General features: G+C 45.0%; 16 protein-coding genes. 2 read left to right on the top strand and 14 right to left on the bottom strand.

All coding sequences use genetic code 11. The features are described from left to right. Positions 1-24: 24 nt before the first annotated feature. From ACO9K6_RS18595 to ACO9K6_RS18565, 7 genes are read right to left on the bottom strand one after another with little or no spacing between them, the layout of a single operon-like run. Positions 25-1,116, bottom strand: a complete 1,092-nt coding sequence (locus ACO9K6_RS18595) for a YheC/YheD family endospore coat-associated protein (RefSeq protein ID WP_424769050.1) — start codon at positions 1,114-1,116, stop codon at positions 25-27. Between the two features lie 13 nt (positions 1,117-1,129). After that, positions 1,130-2,083 (bottom strand): NAD-dependent epimerase/dehydratase family protein, encoded by a 954-nt coding sequence (locus ACO9K6_RS18590; RefSeq protein WP_424769049.1) that lies wholly within the window; start codon positions 2,081-2,083, stop codon positions 1,130-1,132. After that, the gene (locus tag ACO9K6_RS18585; protein ID WP_424769048.1) at positions 2,080-3,411 is read right to left on the bottom strand and encodes a UDP-glucose dehydrogenase family protein; all 1,332 of its coding nucleotides are present in this window, start codon (positions 3,409-3,411) and stop codon (positions 2,080-2,082) included. Before ACO9K6_RS18585 ends, ACO9K6_RS18590 begins: the two co-directional genes overlap by 4 nt. Continuing rightward, positions 3,408-4,229, bottom strand: coding sequence for a GT-D fold domain-containing protein (locus ACO9K6_RS18580; protein ID WP_424769047.1), 822 nt, complete (start codon positions 4,227-4,229; stop codon positions 3,408-3,410). Before ACO9K6_RS18580 ends, ACO9K6_RS18585 begins: the two co-directional genes overlap by 4 nt. Continuing rightward, the gene (locus tag ACO9K6_RS18575) at positions 4,226-5,071 is read right to left on the bottom strand and encodes a glycosyltransferase family 2 protein (protein WP_424769046.1); all 846 of its coding nucleotides are present in this window, start codon (positions 5,069-5,071) and stop codon (positions 4,226-4,228) included. The genes ACO9K6_RS18580 and ACO9K6_RS18575 overlap by 4 nt, the downstream gene beginning before the upstream one ends. Next, positions 5,071-6,150: a glycosyltransferase gene (locus ACO9K6_RS18570; RefSeq protein ID WP_424769045.1), complete on the bottom strand. Its 1,080-nt coding sequence runs from the start codon at positions 6,148-6,150 to the stop codon at positions 5,071-5,073. Before ACO9K6_RS18570 ends, ACO9K6_RS18575 begins: the two co-directional genes overlap by 1 nt. After that, positions 6,143-7,168: a CotS family spore coat protein gene (locus tag ACO9K6_RS18565; protein ID WP_424769044.1), complete on the bottom strand. Its 1,026-nt coding sequence runs from the start codon at positions 7,166-7,168 to the stop codon at positions 6,143-6,145. Before ACO9K6_RS18565 ends, ACO9K6_RS18570 begins: the two co-directional genes overlap by 8 nt. A 252-nt stretch (positions 7,169-7,420) precedes the next feature. Here ACO9K6_RS18565 and ACO9K6_RS18560 point away from each other — a divergent pair, with 252 nt between their 5' ends. After that, positions 7,421-9,118: a glycosyltransferase gene (locus ACO9K6_RS18560; protein ID WP_424769043.1), complete on the top strand. Its 1,698-nt coding sequence runs from the start codon at positions 7,421-7,423 to the stop codon at positions 9,116-9,118. A 60-nt stretch (positions 9,119-9,178) separates the two neighbouring features. Beyond that, complete coding sequence (locus tag ACO9K6_RS18555) at positions 9,179-10,261, top strand: glycosyltransferase (RefSeq protein WP_424769042.1); 1,083 nt, start codon at positions 9,179-9,181, stop codon at positions 10,259-10,261. Positions 10,262-10,448: 187 nt separating this feature from the next. On the opposite strand, the gene ACO9K6_RS18550 is transcribed toward ACO9K6_RS18555, so the two are convergent. The 7 genes from ACO9K6_RS18550 to ACO9K6_RS18520 all read right to left on the bottom strand — a co-directional run bounded on the left by ACO9K6_RS18550 (position 10,449) and on the right by ACO9K6_RS18520 (position 20,391). Continuing rightward, entirely contained in the window at positions 10,449-11,522 is a 1,074-nt protein-coding gene (locus ACO9K6_RS18550; RefSeq protein WP_424769041.1) for a glucose-1-phosphate thymidylyltransferase, read from the bottom strand. Positions 11,523-11,926: 404 nt separating this feature from the next. After that, the gene (locus tag ACO9K6_RS18545; protein WP_424769040.1) at positions 11,927-12,247 is read right to left on the bottom strand and encodes a hypothetical protein; all 321 of its coding nucleotides are present in this window, start codon (positions 12,245-12,247) and stop codon (positions 11,927-11,929) included. 2 nt (positions 12,248-12,249) lie between these two features. Continuing rightward, the gene (locus ACO9K6_RS18540; protein ID WP_424769039.1) at positions 12,250-12,588 is read right to left on the bottom strand and encodes a restriction endonuclease subunit S; all 339 of its coding nucleotides are present in this window, start codon (positions 12,586-12,588) and stop codon (positions 12,250-12,252) included. A gap of 26 nt (positions 12,589-12,614) precedes the next feature. Beyond that, a complete protein-coding gene (locus tag ACO9K6_RS18535; protein ID WP_424769038.1) occupies positions 12,615-12,935 on the bottom strand; it encodes a nucleoside-diphosphate sugar epimerase in 321 nt (106 codons plus the stop codon). A 110-nt stretch (positions 12,936-13,045) separates the two neighbouring features. Continuing rightward, complete coding sequence (locus tag ACO9K6_RS18530; protein ID WP_424769037.1) at positions 13,046-18,187, bottom strand: WIAG-tail domain; 5,142 nt, start codon at positions 18,185-18,187, stop codon at positions 13,046-13,048. 135 nt (positions 18,188-18,322) lie between these two features. Continuing rightward, positions 18,323-19,348 carry a FecCD family ABC transporter permease gene (locus ACO9K6_RS18525; RefSeq protein WP_424769036.1) on the bottom strand — a complete coding sequence of 342 codons (1,026 nt, stop codon included), beginning with the start codon at positions 19,346-19,348 and terminating at the stop codon, positions 18,323-18,325. Between the two features lie 2 nt (positions 19,349-19,350). Continuing rightward, the gene (locus ACO9K6_RS18520) at positions 19,351-20,391 is read right to left on the bottom strand and encodes a FecCD family ABC transporter permease (protein WP_424769035.1); all 1,041 of its coding nucleotides are present in this window, start codon (positions 20,389-20,391) and stop codon (positions 19,351-19,353) included. Between the last annotated feature and the right edge of the window lie 117 nt (positions 20,392-20,508).

The following is a 20,508-nucleotide window of genomic DNA, read 5'->3' as shown; positions in this document are numbered from 1 at the left end:
TTGGGATCAAAAGCCTTTGAGGGGTTAAATCTTATCCAAACCTCGTATTTCCAATTTCATTTCCTGTTCCTTGATTTTCCTATTTAAATAGGTCGCATAATAAACAGGGTTTGCAAATGTCGCCCGCCACTTTCCTCTTTCTCCAGCATTCCGGAACGTAATTCGCAAGTCACGGAAATTAACTTCGATAAGCCATGGATACTGCTGTTCATCCAGCGCAATATCTAATCCCAGATCGGCTATATGGGGAAGTTCTTTATCAAGTGTTTGTGCAATGGATAACCCCAGTTCAGCAACCTTTTTTTCGATTTCGGCTGCGTTCCAACCCCACTTTTGAAAAAGCTCCGCCGCTTTCAACGATTTCCCTCCACAGTGGAGATTGGTAACAACTGCTCCTTTTTTCGCCACTCTTCCAACGATTCCCGTACACTGCCAATTGCCTTCGCCGTTTTTTTGCACCGACACCCGGAAGTCAACCGAATTCCCTTGGTATGTCATCAGAGATACTCCCCGTTGTACCAGATAGTCCCGTTTCTGTCTTCTGACCATGTTAATAATCTGATCGATATTGACTTTCTTTCGCTTCGTGTGACCAAGTACATTAATTTCGGCAAACGTGCTTTTATTTATTTTACGGATACGAATGATTCCGTTCCCTATTGAGGTTGTGCTTGGCTTGAGGAAAAGACTCGTGTTTTGTTCCAGAAGATGTTTCACCGAACGATATGTCACGACATCTGTTTCCGGAAGATGCTGCTGCATTTCATTACTCTTGGACAAAATATGATGAATCTCCAGCTTGGAAACGACGTTATGTTCGTTAAAAACGACCATCCCCATCTGTTTCAAACGCAAGATCAATTTTCTGATGCGGGCTTGATTCGTTCTCGTACGGTTGATGATCACAGGGGGAAGCGCTAATTTCAAACGAACCGGATCTGCTCCATTCCAGCCCCGGACCGTACCCTTTTTCCAATCGATATCAGACAGGGAAAAAAATAAAATATCTTCTCCTACATGGCGAGCTGCTTCCATATAAAAAGCAGGCTTTTCAAAGCAATGCTTTCCTTTGAATAATCGGCTTAGCATCGAGCGGGCATACAGTATTCCGATCATCATGTTCCTCCGATCATTTTCCGTTTCCGTATAGACCGGAAATATAGCTCCATTGTTCCGTCATTCCTTCGTCTAGTGAAATGATCGGATGATACCCCAGTTCTACACGGGCTAATGAAATATCTGCGCGTGTTGTAAAGGGGTCTCCTGGCTGTTCCGGTAAATACTTTAACCGTAATTTTTTGCTGGACAGTCGTTCAATTTTCTGGATGATATCATTAATTGATGCTGTCTCAACACCACCGATATTAAAAACGGTCCCATGCTTGTTATAGCTCATCGCGCTAATATTGGCTTGCACCAAGTCGCTTATATAGGTAAAATCACGTGTTTGTTCACCGTTCCCATAAATGGTTAAGGGCTCGTCGAGCCAAGCGGCCTTCATAAACCGATGAAACCCCATATCAGGACGCTGCCGTGGTCCGTACACGGTAAAATACCTTAAAGCTGAGTATGGCACCCCATACTGCTTATAGTAGAGAGAACAAAGCTGCTCTCCCGCTAATTTTGTCAATCCATACGGTGAGATCGGTTGCGTCGGCGATTGCTCGGAACTGTATTGACCTGCACCGCCGCCATAGACGGAGGAAGAAGAAGCGTAAACTAATTTTTTCAATTTAGCAGCTCTTTTACAAGCCTCGAGAATTTTTTGCGTCAGCAAAACATTAGCATTTAAATAATCGCCGAAAGATGAGCCCCAGCTGTTTCGTACACCCGCTAGACCCGCTAGGTGAAAAACAACATCGGCATCGACAAGGAGCCTCTCCAGGTCGGCATTCAACAAATTAGCAGCCTGCCATTGAAAATTCGGATGTCCGAACAGCTGCTTCATATTGTCCTCCTTGATGTTCCGATCGGGATTGTGCTCGATGTGGTCAATACCTATTACGTTATTTCCATCCTTCAGTAGTGCTTCACTCAGATGCGAGCCAATAAATCCGGCTGCCCCCGTTATGACTATTTTCATATCATTTCTCCCCTAGCAATACCCACGTAGTGCCATCCGCAGCGCCGCATTTCCTCCGGACTCAAAAAGTTTCGTCCGTCGAATAAAAAGGCGGAATCCGTTTTCTTCGCCCATTCCTGCCAAGGATAAGAGGAAAATTGTAACCAAGGGGTCGCCAATACGACAGCATGAACTCCTTTTACCGTTTCATCCTCTTCATGGACTACTTTCAGCCTTCCTTTTTCCCTTTCATTAAGCCCTTTTGTCCAATGAATTTGCTCAACCGAATTGACCGTCGGATCCATTACTCTAATTTCATCGACCCCTTTTTCAAGTAAATGCTCGATCAATCGAATGCCCGGCGACTCCCGCTGATCATCGGTATCCTCCTTGAAAGTAATTCCGAGAACTAGAAAACATTTGCCTTTCAAAGGAAGCAGCGACTCTATTTTTTGGACAAACCAATCGATTTGTGAATCGTTAATACATTTCACTCGCTGAAGCAAGTCTAAATTCATATTATTTTGTCGTGCAAAAAAAAGAAGCTCATTAACATCTTTGGGAAAACAGGATCCCCCATAACCGAGACCGGCATGCATATGCTGCGGTGAAATTCGCGGATCCAACCCCATCCCTGCAGCAACTCCTTCAATGTCAGCACCTACTAGATCGGCTAACCGAGCAATTTCATTGATGAATGAAATTTTGGTCGCTAAAAATCCGTTTGAGGCATATTTGATCATTTCGGCCGTTTCATAACTACAAATGAAATAAGATGTTTGCAGCGGGGCGTACAATTGTTTCACCATTTCAATCGCCGCATTGTCCTCCCCGCCAATCACCGTTCGGGAAGGATAAAGCGAATCGTGAAGAGCTTCGCCCTCGCGTAAAAACTCAGGGTTAGCGATGACCTCAATGGGATATTTATCCGTATCGATTTTCTTTGCCAGCTGCCGCTTCATCCATCGATTAGTTCCAAGCGGAACCGTGCTTTTGGTCACGATAACCTTAGGCTCATTGCTATACATTGCAATGGCGTCTATCACTTGCTGCAGATAGGTTAAATCGGCATTCCCGCTTAAGGCTGAAGGAGTACCGACCGAAATCATCAACAGTTCGCTTTGAGTTATAGCAGCTTGGGTGTCCGTGGTAAAAACGATACGTTTATTTTCCAGCAGCTCCTGGAGCAATGGCTCTAAGCCAGGCTCCATAAATGGGAGCTTTCCTTCATTCAGCTTCCCTACTTTAACGTTATTGACATCGTAACCGATAACGTCATGACCAATATGAGCTAGTACGAGCGCCGTCGTTGTACCAACATATCCCGAACCAATGACGGTGATCTTCAAGACCGCTCTCCCCTTTTTACAAATATTTCTTGTTCATACTTATCCCTCGGTTTCCACGGCTGAACCTTTCGACTCCCTTTCACCATAAACACCGCTGATTTTCCAAAGTCAATAGCAATTCGTCCCTGCTCCTCTGCCAGCCTCTGCGCCAATATAACGGCATTGACTCCTGCGGAAATAAATACAATATCACAATCAATTGCTTTCATCTTGAGCAGCACATTTGGAATTTCAGCATACCGATTAATCCGGATGACCTTGACGAATTCAATATCGAATGCTCCGTATCTATTGCTGACCATTTTTTTGAAATCTTCGGCCCAACGAGAAATGACGACCGCTTTTTTTCCTTTGAGCATTTCCCAAAATTGCAGGTATTCAATCATATGGCGATTAACGAAGGTGTGGCAAATTTGTTTAGGTCGAATGTTATACCTTTCAAAGCAAGCATCCGTCAATGGACGCAAGTACTGCTGTTTGGCCAATATTTCCTTATCATTGTAAGAAGGTATGCCGACGATGTCCGCTTTTTTGATCGACGCTATTAATTGTTCGCGAAGTGGAATATTCGGCAACCGGACTCCTTTCCAGTTGGTGCTGCGGGACAATCTCGCCCAGCGGGTCGCCAGTGTTTTGCGAATCGGCCACACTTTGTATTGACTCAGACAAATATTTTCTCCATCGCCTACACGGACCACTGAAAGCGGCTTTTTATTTTCCAAAGCGTCCTTGATTACTTCAATGACTTCCCATGTCTCTAATTCATATTTCATCGTCAAATTGTTGTCATCATTCTCACGTTGATTTTCAAGGTTCATTTTCTTATCAGCCTTCCTACCTTAAGCCGACCTCTAACCCATTTGAATTTCGCTTTGTACTTGTCTCCCCACCGTTTTAAAGCTTTTTTGTATAAATATCTCGTAACACTCGCGTATTTCTTCCGGTTCTCCATTCTCGAATTATTACTTTTATGTTTTAAGCGGTTATACAGCACCTTGTTCACTGCTTTAAACGAATAACGTCCCGCAAGCTTGAGCAAAATTTGTCTGTCCTCGGCAAAACGGCCTTTTTGCGGTACGTTTCTCGACCAGCCGCCCACCTTGCGAAGTGCCTCCGTCCGATAGAAACGAGGATAAACCATGGAATGAAAAGTGATAAAATCATATTTTCCGCGAATTTGACGCTTTTTTTTCATATTTAAATACTTGATCTTACCCTTTCTCTGAGCTTTCCATACTTTTTCGTTACCGTATATGACAGCAACCTTGCTATCCGATTTTTCCATCCGATTCAAACAGGTTTCGAGTGTATCCTTCTCATACCAATCGTCTGCGTCAAGCTGGGAAAAATAGGTTGTATCCACTAATGACAAGGCGTGATTCAACGCGTAACAAACGCCTCTGTTCTTCTTTAGCTTCACATAACGGATTCTTGAATCCTCTAAATAGCGTTTGACTATCTTCTTTGTTTTGTCCTTTGATCCGTCATCAATGATTAACAGCTTCCACCGTCCAGTGGTCTGCTTCAATACGCTTTCTATTCCTCTTTTTATATATTTCGCTCGGTTGTAAGTGGGAATCACTACAGTAACGAGTGCAGGCTCGAGGTTAGCTTCCTCGTTCATGTTATGGAGCTGGCTTCCGGGTCTTTCATCAACCATTATTTACGCCCCTTTCTGATTAAATCACTATAAATGGTCTCTAAACTGCTTACCTGCTTTGCTGAATTAAATTGGTTTTCTACCTTTTCACGTCCTCTTTTTCCCATTTCCTCACGTAAATATGGATTTTCTATTAAATACCTCATTTTTTCCGCTAGCATTCCGACGTTTTTTTCAGCAACCAGCAGCCCTTCCAGCCCATCGGTGACCAGTTCTGGGATCCCGCCATGATACGTGGAGACGACAGGGAGACCTGTCGCCATCGCTTCTTTGATCGCGTTTGGAATGCCCTCATGGTTTCCATCCTTCGTTGTTATGCTTGGCAGACAAAATATGTCCGCTCGGCTCAACAGCTTAGACAGTTGACTGTGTGCAACGAGTCCTTCAAGTCGAACATAGTTTTTAAGCTTTAGCTCTGAAATGAGACGTCTTATCTTTTTCCGTTCATTTCCATCACCTACAATAATGAGCCGGCTTGTTGGATATCGATCATGTACTTTTTTGAAAGCCTTCAACAGATAGCGAAAACCTTTCTTACTGTGAAGGCGTCCGACCGAAATAATCATTATATCTTTCGTCTTATGTTCGCGCTGCACATACGAGAATTTATTCAAATCAATACCGCTGTACATAATTGTAATTTTGTTCCGGGGACATCCCCATCTGATCAACTGCCGTTTCATATCGCGGGACGGCACCGTGAACTTTTCGCCAACCTTGAATAAAACCGGCAGCTTTCGATGATAGGCCTTTCGTCTGTTTCTTTTCGTGGGCAAATCAAATCCGTGGAAAGAGGTTACCATTGGGATGCGCAGCCGCCGTTTCACCTCGATTAGACGGACACCCGCGTTTCCAAATCGGGCATGTATAAGTTTAATTTTTTTTCTCTTGAATACTCGTGCGATCTTCTTTGTACCGCTGGGCAATCGTTTAATTCTCGGAAAGGGGAAGCGTTTTAAATTCATTTTTCTCCGAGAAAACACGATGGCCTTAAATTGTTTTATGTTTTTCAGCTCTTCATAAATAAAGGTTTCAGATGGAGGAAGGTAACGCACTCGGACAAATGCAATTTTATTCAATACTGCCCCTCCTGTTCTTGATGCTGGTCTTGAGATAATGCCGATGAATATATTCAATTTTTTTCTTTTCCTGTTTAATCCTATGTTTTAACTTAGAGCAAGTTATTCTGACATATTTTTTTTTGCGCAGTATCCTCTCGAAAATATGCGGAAATGTCAAATCTATTAGGACAATCTGCTTTACTTCAGGGGAAAGCGGATTAAAGTGTTCGTATGTTTTTATCATCTTGCGAAACGTTTTTGCGACAAAAGGATGTTTATTTGTATACATACTGTAAATGCGAAGCAAATCTTTAGAAGGGAGATCATAACGGATATCCTCAAAATCGATCAGTGTTTTCGTGTCTTTCCGATTAATGAGGTTATTCTGATGAAGATCGCCATGCACTAAGCTTTTGACAGATACAGCACCCTTCAAGTAGTCTTCGTAACGGCTCTCTTTCAATGCTTTCAGCGCCTTTTTGGCCATCCGCTGAAAGAATGGGATATGACTGCGGATGAGCATTACTTTTTTGCAGTTTTTTGATGATTTGTGCGCATTATACCAACGTTCCATCGACTTTATACGGTCTTTATATTCTTTCTTCCAGTGAGGGTGCGAATAAATCTTTACATCAGTAGGGTAATCGAGCTCATGGGAAGCGTGATGAAATCGAGCCAATACCTTAATTATGGATTCAAGATCATCCTGGTGACGCAGTTGACCGCTTTTGCCATCGATCCATTGGTATAAGACGTAAGGAGCCCTATTATGAATCATGTACAAATCGCCTTTTAAAGTCGGTATCGGCAGGGCCAGCTTCACTCCTTTTTGAGCGAGCATTTGTTCCGATTTGGCTATAAAATGCTGTCGTTCAGGCGTGATATATAAGCTTTTAAGCGCATATTTCTTACCCTTACTCGTCACAACCTGAGCGACAAAGCTAATATTCTTTTCTTTTTTGATAACCTGCCATCTCTTTATTTCTAATCCGTAGTCATGCTCCACCTTTCGTTTTAACTTCTCTATCGCATCCACGTTCCTTTCTTTCTCGTTCGCTCTTTTTATCAAACTATGCAAACTCAACTAAAAAGCGTGGGCAAGATGCTATTTTTCTTGCAACCGCGCTCTTGCATCCACTGTCGTCTATACATCCTGTTTCAAACCGTCATAAAGTAAAGATGAACCTCAAAAATATCAAGGGAGGTATACGTTCTGCATAACATCGCCGTTGTCCGATCCGTTTTTTTGCCAATCAGCGAAACTTTTATTTACGGCGAGATTCGGCAAATGAATCGTTATGAGCCTTACATTTTTTGCGAGAAACGAAATAACATAGACTCCTTTCCGCATAAAAACGTAATTGTCTCCCCCAGATTTAATCGATTGGAAAAGATGCTGAAGAGCGGGTTTTTCCAACTGATTCATGCCCGATTCGGGACGAGTGGCATCAAAATGATGCCGTTGAAACAAAAATGGAGAGTCCCGCTAGTTACTTCCTTCCATGGATGCGATTCACCCGGAACCGAAAAAATGAAAAAGCGAAGAAAATCACTGCAACGTTTGTTTTCCATAGGAGATGGCTTTACGGTCCCCTGCCAAGCCATGAAAGACGAATTAATTAATCATGGCTGTCCTGAAAAAAAAATTACTGTCCATTACAGCGGTATCGATCTGACTCAATTTGCTTATAAAGAACGCCACTTTCCTGCAAATGGCCCGGTGCGTATCGTTTTTGTCGGAAGACTCGTCGAAAAAAAAGGGGCTGATCAGCTTATTAAAGCTTTTCATCACGTCCATCAGGTCTTTCCGCAAACCAGACTCACCCTAATCGGAGATGGTGAGTTAAAAGGACATTTGAAACAGCTGAGCAAAAAACTGAACCTCCAGCGGCAAATTGAATTCATGGGTGCTCTTCCGCACAATGAAGTAGCCAAACAGTTGGAGCAGGCACATATTTTTTGTCTGCCAAGCATGAAGGACCGTACAGGAAATCAAGAAGGTATCCCCAATGCAATCAAAGAAGCTATGGCTTGTGGGCTTCCCGTTGTTTCAACGTTTCACTCGGGAATTCCGGAGCTGGTTGAGGATGGCGTAACTGGGCATCTAGTAGAAGAACGTGACGTTGATGGGCTTGCGTGGAAGCTGATTGATGTCATGAAAAACCCTGAAACATGGAGACAACTCGGGAAAAATGCACGAAACAAAATAGAAACCAGCTTCAATCGGCAGGTACAAACAGAAAAGTTAGAGCAGCTATTTGATAAAGTCATCAAATCCTATGAAGATGAAGAACGAGAAAGACCTTTCTTCAGCGTCATTATTCCGACTTACAACCGTGAACGTTATATTGGCAAAGCGATAAGAAGTGTGCTGCAGCAAACTAGCAAAGATTATGAAATCATCGTTGTTGATGACGGTTCGACAGATCAAACCGCAAAAATAGTAAACTCGTTCGGCTCACAGGTCCGATATGTATACCAAAAAAATCAAGGTCCTTCCGAAGCGAGAAATACGGGGATCCGATTGGCAAGAGGAACATATATCGCGTTATTGGACTCCGACGATCAGTTTCTCCCTATGAAGCTGTCAAAAAACAAACAGTTTTTAGAAAAAAATCCGAACTGTCGTTTTTTATACAGCTGGTACTATGATGATCGAAGAAGAAGGAAAAAAAGACTCGTGCGCAACCTCAAGAGCTTTACGAATTTACACCAGTTTCGATTAAATTTGTATAAACGTAAATTTACGATCCGAACATCCACTGTAGTTATACACCATAGCTGCTTTTTTAATATCGGATTTTTTAATAAGAGGTATCATTATTCTCAAGATTGGGATTTGTGGCTTCGTTTAGCCTCCCTTTACCTGGGATACTGCCAAAAAATACCATTGGCCATATACCGCAGGCATCAGCGAAAGAGAATCCCTGGAAGTAAACGCCATCTTTTAATTCGAAAAAACGCCTCTAAATTGTATAAATGGTAGAAATAGGACGCATCGCGCCGACAGAAAATATATATATGGAAATCAAGGGAGGAACAGAGTTTGAAACAAAATTATCCTTCTATTCTGCATCATAAATATTCATTGGAAGATGGTCATGTTACAGAGCAAGTAACTAGTGTCGAAGGTTACCGCGGAATTATAATAGCAAACAAATCGAAGGAACAACCTAACCAAACCCCGTTTTCATCCGTTCTTTCCTTAAAAACGATTAAAGAAAATCCGGATCTTCTCAAACAAGCGAATGTCGCAGCCGTTCATATTCACCACGGTTCTCTAGCTCCCAAATTCGAGTTTCTAAAAGAAAAATACGGAATCCCTTTGTTTGTCAGTTTTCGCGGGAATGATGCGACAGCTTATCCCAAGAAAAAAGGGAATCTAAAGCGATTGAAAAAGCTGTTTCGAACCGCTGATTTATTTTTCCCCGTATGTGAGCATCTTAAGCAAGAAATCATCCGTTTAGGATGTCATGAAGATAAAATACGTGTCTTGTACGGGGGAATTGACCTAAACCGCTTTGAATGCCGCCCCCGTATAGTAGATTCAAAGAAAAAGATTCGGTTCTTGGCGATCGGACGATTTGTCGAGAAAAAGGGATTCGCTAACCTGATTCGCGCTTTTGCTAAGGTAAAAAAATCATATACACAGGTTGAATTAATTTTAATTGGGAGAGGTCCCTTAGAAGAGGAATACCGTAAACTGATCAAGAAACTAGAACTCGGCAGCAGTGTCGAAATCGTTCCATGGGTCGATTATCGAAAAATTGAAAAGAAATATTACCGCTCCCATATCTTTTGCGCACCAAGCTGTACGGATCAGAATGGGAACCAAGAGGGAATTCCAAATACGTTAACAGAAGCAATGGCCACAGGAATGCCTGTTATTGCATCGATCCACGCGGGGATACCGGAATTAGTCAAGGACAAGGTTTCTGGACTTCTAGTCCCCGAAGGATCAGTTGATGAGCTGGCAAAAGCAATGAAATGGTTAATTAAACATCCAGAAAAATGGGAAAATTTAGGTGTTAACGCGCGAAAAAAAGTGGAAACAGACTTTAACTTGCCTCTTCAACTGAAAAGACAAAAAGAATATTATGACGAAGTACTCATCAATCGGATGGAATAGGCTTCAAAAGCTGTCTTCTGTAACCTACAGACGACAGCTTTTTTTAGCTTTCTCTCAGCACGCGGCTAATCTACTCTTTTTTTCATCATAAAAATCCCCCTTGAAACGGACATCGGAAACTCTAAAGGTTTTTCCAAATGTCATTCGAAGGGAGGCTCTTCAGTAAATTCTATGGAGTTTGTTCTCTTTAAAGTGGAAAATAGAGATGCGAATGATCTCCCACCAACAGCTGCAAGCGTTGAGGCTGCTGCGACTTGCCAATCATTTTTACATCTCCGCCAATTAAGCTATCATTAATTCGCTGAGGTATGCTGTCCAGCACTGTATTTTCCATAACGATGCTATTCTCAAGCTCACAGTTGTAAATAGACACATTTTCCGAAATCGAAGTGTATGGACCAATATAGGAGTTTTCAACAACCGTGTTCTCTCCAATGATTACCGGCCCACGGATGACACTATTTATAATTTTAACGTTTTCTCCGATCATAGCCGGATTAGATACGCTTGAATTCTGATCGATTGAACCTTTATAACTATAACCATTCATTTTTTGCAGAAAATATTGATTGCATACTATTAAATCTTTAGGCTGTCCTGTATCCTTCCACCAATGAGGGGAGCGAAACACTCCCAGATGATACCGATCGTCTATCAATTGTTGAATAGCATCGGTTAGCTCGTATTCCCCTCTTGGTGAAGGAACGATTTTAGAAATCGCCTCAAATAGGGAGTGTCGAAACAAATAAACACCGTTTATTGCCAAATTACTTTGTGGATTTTTAGGTTTCTCCACTACTTTCTCAATCTTATCTCCGCATAATTGAACAACACCAAATTGTTCAGGAGCATCCACGGGACTTACGGACACGACTCCGTCAAGATTTTCAGATTGGAATTTTTCAACAAGCGGCTTTAATGATCCATCGATGACATTATCCCCCAAATATAACAGAAAATCGTCATGTTCCGTGAACGCTTCCGCAGCCCGTACGGCATCAGCTAAACCTTTCGGTTCGGGCTGTTCGATTAAAGAAATGACGATATTCCACGGCGCCCCTCCCTGAAGTGCTTTATCGAATACTTTCCGGAAGACGGGAGAAACAACGACTGCAATTTCGGTAATGCCGGCCTGAAGCATTGCTTCAATACCATAAAAAAGGACCGGTTTGTTCATTATCGGCAGGAGATGCTTTGGTCGAGAAAATGTCATAGGTCGCAAACGAGAACCAGTTCCGGCACATAAAATCAAGCCTTTCATATAATAACCCTCCCATTATAGCTCAATTTTCAGTCTCCGTACTGACACCTTAACACTTAGAGTAGTAGAGAAAGAGATCTATCAATTACTGCATGATGCGTTTGTGAGAAAAGAGCTTAAAATCTTATTGTCTTTTTACTACTATATGGAGAAAAGTTACTAGTTGGCACGGTAATTATCTAGTGATGATGAACAATATTATGATTATTTCCGGTTCGTTCCGTAGAATGGAAGCCATCTGCTAGACCGGTTTATTGCTAGAAAAAAAAACGCCCTGTTTGGTGATATGAACATGAGAAATCTCAAGTTCATATCGCCAAATAAGGCGTTTTATTGTCAAATCATCTCCAAATCGAAAATCGTTCGCGGAATTTGGCAATTACATGTTTTAATTTCAACTGCGATTATTTCGACAATGACCTCTTTAAAGGTTCGATGCGGCATCTTGTGTGGCTAAGGCGCAGACTGGGCTGAAGCCAAAGCTTTCCGTGTTTACCTCGGCGTTTAATACGTTTCCGCCATGTCAGGCTCGTAATTGCCTCCGCGATCCCTTCCTGCATACTCGTTAACGACCTTACGTTATCCCGAAGCAGCTTAGCTGTTTCGGGCGAACAGTCGGCTACATCAGCAATACTTTCTAAAATTCGGGCTAACGCCTGCTGGCTTCTTGCAAGCGAACCGATGAAAGATGCTTTGGCTTCAAGCTCCGTCACATCGCAGTTCATCGTTATTGATCTCCATATGAACTGCTATTTCCATTTGTTCCGTTTAAGTAGCCAAAGCCAGCCTCTTGCTCCTCGCGCGGCAATATGACCTTCAAAATCGAAACCATACCATGATTTAACTTCGTTATTCCGTCAATGATTTCAACGATCTGATTATGCAGCTGTAAAGATTGGATTAACTGCGACTCATAATTATTAAAACTGTTACTCTGTATATGGTTGCATATCCAATACCTCATTTTCTCTGCTTCTTCTGCTTTTGCCTCCAAAATGAGAGAAATATTCGATTGTATATCCGCAGTAGAACTCAGTATTCGCAGGTATGCCTTTTCGCGATCCATCTCAATCGCAGCCCCCTTTCTTGCTCTTATTCTTCCCTCTCCTGGTCATACTCCTGTCCATGCTCTTGTTCCGCTTCTTTCAGTTCACGAATGACTACGCTTAACTGCTCTGCTATTGTATTCTGAAAAACTGCGATAGTGTTCAAATAGTTAACGATGCTTTGCCCCACAGTGTTCGTGTTGTGAAGAAGCTCAGGTACACCGCTGAAAGGCTTATCGTCATCAGGAATCGACACAATAATCTTTGCCGCTCGGACTGCCACATGGCGGTTCGCTTCCAATATGCGAGCAAGCTGATAATTTGAGCGGGACATACGCTCTACCATTTCTGTTACTGATTTATACATGGCAACCTCCTCCTTGCTCTTACTGGTGTATGCTTATCTTTTAGAGGTGGAACTATAAGTAAAAGAAGATTATGACGCCTCTCGCGGACATAATCTTCTTTTGATTGTGATTAGGACCTGCCAATCGCAATCCAGTTAATGCATCCTTTGGGTTCCAAACTAATGCGGGTTCGAATGATAGCTATCGTCGCTTGATCGACCATCTTCGATTGGATGACTGCATAGCAGGATGGATTATCAGTCATTGCAGTCAGCACGTATTGATCGTTAGCAAATGGCTCCTCGAATGTAAAGCTAATGTCAATTCTCTCTTCCTGAGTGGAAAAGCTATAAGGTGTAAGTCCGAATTGCTGCTTGACTTCGCCGCTGCCTGAATTCGTTAAAACCGGCGTGAACCGCAAAGCTGAAAGCTCGATAGACTGCTCCTGCAAATGCTTGCTTGAAATCGAATGATCAGCAATATCTTGTGTCTGAATAAAACTGCTGCCAAGTACATACTGCGACAGTAAATCTGGCGCTAGCTTATCAATTGTTACACTGCCAGTTAGCAACTGCTCCGACCCCACACTTCCGTGCGCCAGCTTCTCCGTTGTTACGCTGCCTTCCGCTAGCTGGTCGCTGCCTACGCTGCCTTGCGCCAGCTTCTCCGTTGTTACGCTGCCTTCCGCTAGCTGCTCCCTGCCTACACTGCTGTTTGCCATTTTTTTTCTCGTTACGCTGCCTTCAACCAGCTGTTCTCTGCCTACGCTTCCGTATGCCAGCTTCTCCTTTATCACACTGCCTTCCGCTAGCTGGTCGCTGCCTATACTGCCACTTGCAAGCTTTTCCGATGTCACGCTGCCTGCCGCTAAATGCTCATTCTTTATGCTGTCTCTCGTCAACTTTTCTGATGTTATGCTTCCTTCGGCCAATTGTTCGCTGCCTATGCTTCCGTGTGCCAGCTTTTCTGCCGTGACGCTACCCTCGATAAGTTGTTCGCTGCCTATGCTTCCTCTCGCTAGCTTCTCTCTAGTTACGCTGCCAGCAGCCAGCTGATCGCTTTCCACGCTTCCGTACGCCAGCTTATCTGCTGTTATGCTGCCTTCTGCCAGATGCTCTCTAGTTACACTTCCTTTCGCTAGCTTTTCATCCGTCACGCTGCCCGCAGCTAGCTGATCACTGCCTACGCTTTCGTACGCCAGCTTCTCTGCTGTAATACCGCTTTCTGCCAAATGCTTGCAGCTTACGCTCCCCTCCGCTAGCTTTTCCGCTGTCACACTGCCTGCAGCTAACTGATCACGATCTACACTGCCGTATGCCAATATCTCCGTAGTTACACTGCGCTCCGCTAGCTGCTCTGTGCCTACGCTTCCCAGTGCAAGTTTTTCTGTGTTTATGCTGCCATCGACTAGATGCTCTCGTGATACGCTTCGGTAGGCAAGTTTTTCGATCGATACGCACCCTGCAGCCAGTTGCTCGCCTCCTACGCTGCCAAATGCCAGCTTCTCCGTTGTTATGCTGCCTGCAGCTAACTGCTTGCTGCCTATACTTCCAAGCACAACCTTCTCCGTTGTGACGCTGCCTTCCGCTAGCTGCTCGCTTCCCACGCTGCCGAACGCAAGCTTTTCAGTTGTGACGCTGCCATCTGCTAACTGATCACTGTCTACGCTGCCGTACACCAGTTTTTCTGTCGAGATGCTGCCGTCGACTAGCTGCTCGCTTCCTACGCTGTCATATGCTAATTTTTCAATCGTTACGCAGCCTTCCGCTAACTGCTCGCTTTCTACACTTCCAAACGCCAGTTTTTCCGTTGTTATGCTGCCTTCGGCCAGCTGTTCGCTTCCTACACTTCCAAGAGCCAGTTTTTCAGCAGTTATGCTGCCTTCCGCTAGCTGCTCGGTTCCTACGCTTCCAGGAGCAAGCTTTTCCGTTATGACGCTGCCTTCCGCTAACTGTTCGCTTCCTACACTTCCAAGCGTAAGCTTTTCCGTTGTGACGCTGCCATCAACTAGCTGCTCGCTCCCCACGCTTCCAAGCGCAAGTTTTTCCGTCGTTACGCTGCCTTCCCTTAGCTGCTCGCTTCCTACACTTCCAAGCGTAAGCTTTTCCGTTGTGACGCTGCCATCGACTAGCTGCTCGCTCCCCACGCTTCCAAGCGCAAGCTTCTCCGTCGTTACGCTGCCTTCCGCCAGCTGCTCGCTTCCCACGCTTCCAAGCGCAAGCTTCTCCGTCGTTACACTGCCATCGGCCAGCTTCTCACTTCCTACGCTGCCTTGTGCAAGCTTCTCTTCCGTCACGCTGCTGTCGCTCAGCTGTTCATTACCAACGACTGCAAACGATAGCTTTTCTCTCGTAACGGCAGCATCGGCCAGTTGCTCATTTCCTACGCTGTCTGCGGTCAAGTGCTCTCTGATAATAGTACCTTGCTTAATCTTACGGCCAGCGATGCTTTCATCAGCAATCTTCTCGAATGCATGTATATCACCAGCCAAATGAGATAACGTAATCGTTCCTTTGCGAATGTGATAGCCTTGTATCGAATCCGACTTCAAGTGCTTGCCAGCTAATGATTCAAGCTGCACATTCTCACCGGATACGGCATCCGGCGCAAGCTTTGCATTTGTTACCGCACCTTTCTGAATAACGCTCTCTCCAACGCTGCCGGGTGTCAAATGAACGGCATTGACCGAAGAGGGCTGCAATTGCTTGGCGCTAATCGCCAGCTTGGCAATTTTTTCGGACGTTATCGCGGCTTCAGCTACATGATCCGTGCCAATAATTCCGCCGCGCAATGCCGAAGCCGTAACGGAGCCGTCCTGAAGCTGTGCTTCACCGACGCTGCGGGGGCTCAGCTTTTCCGCTGTTATGGACTCATCAACGATGTGATTACCATGCACGCTGCTCTCGCTCAAATGAATGCCAAGCACTGAACCCCCAGACAAATGACGGCTTTGCACCGCTTCATCAGCAATTTGCTTCGATTGCACTGCTCTGCCCGCCAGCTTTTCGGTTGTGACGGCCTCATCCTTAAGCGATTGAGGTCCAATCGATTGAGCAGCCAGATGCTTTGCCTCAATTATCCCTTCCTGCACATGACTAGATTGAATAGAACCGGGAGTAATATGAATAGCCGTTATGGATTGTTCCGCAAAATGGATGGGCAAAATCGATTTAGCGGCTATTTTCTCGCTTGTAACGCTTCCCTCTGCCAGCTTAGATGTCAAAACCGACAAATCCGCGAGCTTATCCGTGGTGACCGACTCCGGAGATATCTTCAATGAATTCACGATATGATCGGCTAGATGATGAGAGAATACAACTCCCGTCCCGAGATGTTTCTCCATAACTGCTCCGTACGACAGCTTGCTGCTTGTTACCGCTCCATCCTCCAGCTTTTCCGTACCGATCATATTATTCGATAAATGGCGGCTTTCAATGATCCCTGATTGCAAATGCTTTCCGGCAACAGCAGCTGGCGCAATCGCTTCTTCCGTTACCGTCTCTGCCGTAAAATGGTAGGGTCTAAGCGCTGCAGGCGCAATTTTTTGAAATGTGATAAGCTCATCCTGCAAATGCTCCGTATTAACAGACTCATTCGCCAATACTGAACCGTCTACCGCACCTTCCGTCAGCTTGCTTCTAGACACCGAATGATCAGCCAGCTGAGCCATCCCTACAGCTCCGTAACCAATATGCTCATCTCGAACAGCATGAGGCGCTAGCTTCTCCTCATTAACAATCGCGTTTTGCAAATGCTTCCTTAGTATGGAGTTAGCGGCGATCTGCTTGCCCGATACGGAGTCTGCGGTCAAATGGGCCTGCTGCACCTGTCCTTCGGCAATTTTATCGGAGGTGACGCTGCCGCGACCGAGATGACGGTTAAGAACCGCATCGTTAACAAGCTTTTGAGAATTTACACTTTGATCTGAAAGCTTGGATAACGTAACGGAATGATCGATGAGCTTTATGGTTGATACCGATTGATCGGCCAGTTTCACCGAACTAACCGACTGCTCAGCGAGATGAGCGCTTATAATTTCTCTCGCTCCGATGTGGGCGCTTTGTACGGCCCCTGCCTGCAAATGTATGGCGGAGACCGCTCCATCGGCCAACTGCTCGGAGTCTACCGCTTTTGCCTGAAGCTCTCTTTTTCCTACCGCCCCTTCTGCCAGATGCTCTGCCGAAATTGCGCCTGGGGCCAAATGCTTTCCATGAATTGCACCTACAGCGACATGTTCAGCAAGCAAAATGTCTGGCTGCAGATGGGTGGCATCAATCGCTCCCGCTTCAATTTTTTCGCTTGATATGATACCATCCCGAAGCTTAGAGCGGGTAACCGAGCCTTCTGCAAGCTTAGAGCTGGTGATGACGTCATTTGCCAGATTTTCAGTTTGAATCGCGCCGCTTTTAATTTTATCGGCCGTAATGGACTGTTCGGCGAGAAGCTCAGATGTCACAATGAACGACTTCAAATGTCTCGACTCAATCGAACCATCTGCAATTTTATGTGAACTGATCGTACGGTCGGCAAGCTTTTCCGACGTGATGCTGCCATCCTTAAACTTACTTCCGCTGATGGAATGATCCAATATTTTACTGCCAGAGATCGAGTTTTTCGTCAAATGCTTTCCGATAATTGATTCTTCGGCAATTTTGACTGAGTTAATCGCTCCGTCAGCAATATGAACATTTCCTACCGCATAATCGGCGATCGTGCTTGCATTAATACTGCCATGGGCGAGTTTGCTGGCATCAACCGCGAATGGTGCGATTTTCTCGGCTGTAATCGCATGGTCGACCAAATCATCTGTGTAGATGAAAGGCACCGGCGCATTTGCATTTTTCTTATCTTCAGCTATTTTCAGCTTTTCTTCGTGGCTGAGCTCTGTTCCTGATATTTCCGGCTCAGCACAAGCGGGCTCCTCCTCCGCTATTATCGTGTCTTGCTGAGTATTGTCCACTTCTTCTGACGGTTCAGGCAGAATACTCTGCTCCGTAATTACGGCTTCACTATCGTTTTTTTCAGTCGTTCCTTCCAAAACAGCATGAAATACATTGATATTAGCCTTTCCAGATTCATCCTTTACTTTTAAGTGCATTTTGTTTGCTTGTGTTTTTGCTTGTGCATGTGCTTGTGCTTGTGCTAGTGCTTGTGGAGCAGCTTTCATTTTTTTTAAATCGTCCAGCCACTCTAATTCGGAAGTATTCGGATTATCGACATAAAAAAGCGGCTTCCGCCCCCGCGGGCTTTTCCCTTTTCTGCTTTTGGCCATAGTCCTCTCCTTCTTCCACCTGAAATTTCTTTGGTAATATATGCATCTCCCTATAGGCTCGCTACTCAAGAACGCATAAAAAAAACCGCAGATGAGAAAGCTCACCGCGGTTTCCTTAAATGAAGAAGGGATTTATTATTTTGACCTAGACAATAAATATAAAAAATACGGTGCTCCAATGACAGACACGATGATGCCGGTTGGTATGCCATCCATTATCGATCTTCCGATCGTATCCGCTGTAATAACAAGCAGGCCACCGACCAGAGCGGAAGCGGGGAGCAGCACCTGATGCTTCGGTCCGACGAGCCTTCGCGCGACATGGGGCGCGATTAGACCGACAAACCCAATCCCTCCGCCAACGGCCACACAGGAGCCAGCCAGGCCGACCGCAGCGGCAAGAAGCCACATTCTTTCTTTATTCACACGCGCACCTAAGCCGACTGCCATATGCTCGCCCAAATTTAATGCATTCAACACCTTCGACTTAGCGAAGACAAAAGGGAGAATAAGAAGAAACCAAGGAAGCAGGGCAAGCACATATTTCCAGTTCGTGCCCCAAATATTCCCTGCCAACCATAACGCTATGTACTGAAATTGATTTGGATCGAGCCGAATTTGCAGGATTTGAATCAAAGCACTGATGCCTGCCGCAAAAGCGATACCGACAAGAATCATCCTTGTTGGCAGCAAGCCGCGATGCGGTTTGTAAGAGAAAATGAAAATGAGCAGCGCCGTCAAAGCAGCGCCCAATAAAGCAACGATCGGCATCAGAAAGACCGAGCCTCTTAGCGCGGCTGGATAAAAGCTGATAAACAGGACCACGGCAAGGCTTGCGCCTGCATTAATACCTAGTAAACCCGGGTCGGCAAGCGGATTGCGTGACACCCCTTGAATAATGCTGCCGGAAACGGCAAAGCCGATACCGATCAAAACAGAGATCACGATCCGCGGCAAACGAAAATCAAACAAGATAAGCTCCTGCTCCTCAGTGCCACCTCCGAATAGCGTCTTCAGCACCTCTAGCGGAGTTAGCCGAATAGTGCCGGTATTCATACTCATAATAAATGCAGCAATAATGAGAACGCTAAGCACCGTAATTAAGATGTACGCGCGCCTTCTTCTCCGATTCTCGGCAGACGTAATATATAGCTTATCCACGGCTATTCCCCCTTCATCCTAGTAATTAAATACAAGAAGAAGGGAACGCCGATAACAGCAATGATCATACCGATTGGAACTTCCTCAGGAGGATTAACTATTCTGGCGCCGATATCAGCTAAGACCATGAGAAGACTGCCGAATATCGCCGAGCATGGAATAATCCAGCGATAATCGACACCGACGAAAAAACGCGCGATATGCGGAATGATGAGACCTACAAATCCAATAGAGCCGACAGCGGACACCGATGCGCCAGCAAGCAGCAGTACGATGACAACGCCGGCAAGCTTCACCAGTCCCGTCCGCTGACCGAGACCTGCCGCTACATCATCCCCCAAGCTTAACACTGTAATCGATCGGGAAATAAGCATGGCGCCAACTAAGGCTGTAATGATCCAAGGGGCAACAATTTCAAGCTGCAGCCATTTGATGCCCGCTACTCCGCCAGCGTACCAGAAGGCCAGATCCTGTCCAACGCGATAATAAAGCGCAATGCCTTCCGCAAGCGCCACGAGCAGAGCGCCGACTGCCGCCCCGGCTAAAGTAAGCCTCACCGGTGTTAAGCCTCCCTTAGCAAGCGTACCTATACCATACACAAGTCCCAGCCCAAGCGCTGCTCCTGCAAACGACATAAACATTAAATTCAAATAAGTTATAAATGGAAAAAAAGCCATGCTGACTGCCAGCATGAGACCCGCTCCGGCATTTACCCCCAGCAAGGTGGAATCGGCTAACGGATTTCGCGTCATCCCTTGCATTAAAGCGCCGGCGACCGCAAAAGCAGCGCCTACCAATACGCAGGCGAGCACACGGGGCATGCGCATCTCCCTAATAATCTGATGATCCATTATAGCCGGATTAAATTGAAACAACGCTTCCCACACCATGGACAGCTTAATATTTGCTGCGCCGACAGAGATGGATAAGGCAATGGAAAGAATGAGCGCAGCCAGTCCTCCCATCAGAATAAAGCTAGCTATCAAAGGCCTAATTCGCATATTAGAACGTGTGAGCAATTTTTCATTTGATTGCGCCGACATTGTTAAACTACCCTTCTGTATGTAAACTTTAACGAAGTCTATCTTGCTATTAATATGCTCTAGGAAGTTAATAACTTTGTACGCCCTATCGAGACATAAAAAAAAAAAATCTGCTAT

It is taken from the genome of Paenibacillus praedii, from assembly GCF_049725345.1.
Classification (GTDB): Bacteria; Bacillota; Bacilli; order Paenibacillales; family Paenibacillaceae; genus Pristimantibacillus.
Note: the sequence above shows the minus strand (reverse complement) of the source record. Positions and strands in the feature narration are given on the sequence as shown.

Bases quoted from the DNA above. Each gene is read 5' to 3' on its own strand.
- ACO9K6_RS18595 (WP_424769050.1), bottom strand. From the start codon at position 1,116: ATGATCGGAATACTGTATGCCCGCTCGATGCTAAGCCGATTATTCAAA.
- ACO9K6_RS18590 (WP_424769049.1), bottom strand. From the start codon at position 2,083: ATGAAAATAGTCATAACGGGGGCAGCCGGATTTATTGGCTCGCATCTG.
- ACO9K6_RS18580 (WP_424769047.1), bottom strand. From the start codon at position 4,229: ATGAACCTTGAAAATCAACGTGAGAATGATGACAACAATTTGACGATG.
- ACO9K6_RS18575 (WP_424769046.1), bottom strand. From the start codon at position 5,071: ATGGTTGATGAAAGACCCGGAAGCCAGCTCCATAACATGAACGAGGAA.
- ACO9K6_RS18560 (WP_424769043.1), top strand. From the start codon at position 7,421: ATGAATCGTTATGAGCCTTACATTTTTTGCGAGAAACGAAATAACATA.
- ACO9K6_RS18550 (WP_424769041.1), bottom strand. From the start codon at position 11,522: ATGAAAGGCTTGATTTTATGTGCCGGAACTGGTTCTCGTTTGCGACCT.
- ACO9K6_RS18545 (WP_424769040.1), bottom strand. From the start codon at position 12,247: ATGAACTGCGATGTGACGGAGCTTGAAGCCAAAGCATCTTTCATCGGT.
- ACO9K6_RS18540 (WP_424769039.1), bottom strand. From the start codon at position 12,588: ATGGATCGCGAAAAGGCATACCTGCGAATACTGAGTTCTACTGCGGAT.
- ACO9K6_RS18535 (WP_424769038.1), bottom strand. From the start codon at position 12,935: ATGTATAAATCAGTAACAGAAATGGTAGAGCGTATGTCCCGCTCAAAT.
- ACO9K6_RS18530 (WP_424769037.1), bottom strand. From the start codon at position 18,187: ATGGCCAAAAGCAGAAAAGGGAAAAGCCCGCGGGGGCGGAAGCCGCTT.
- ACO9K6_RS18520 (WP_424769035.1), bottom strand. From the start codon at position 20,391: ATGTCGGCGCAATCAAATGAAAAATTGCTCACACGTTCTAATATGCGA.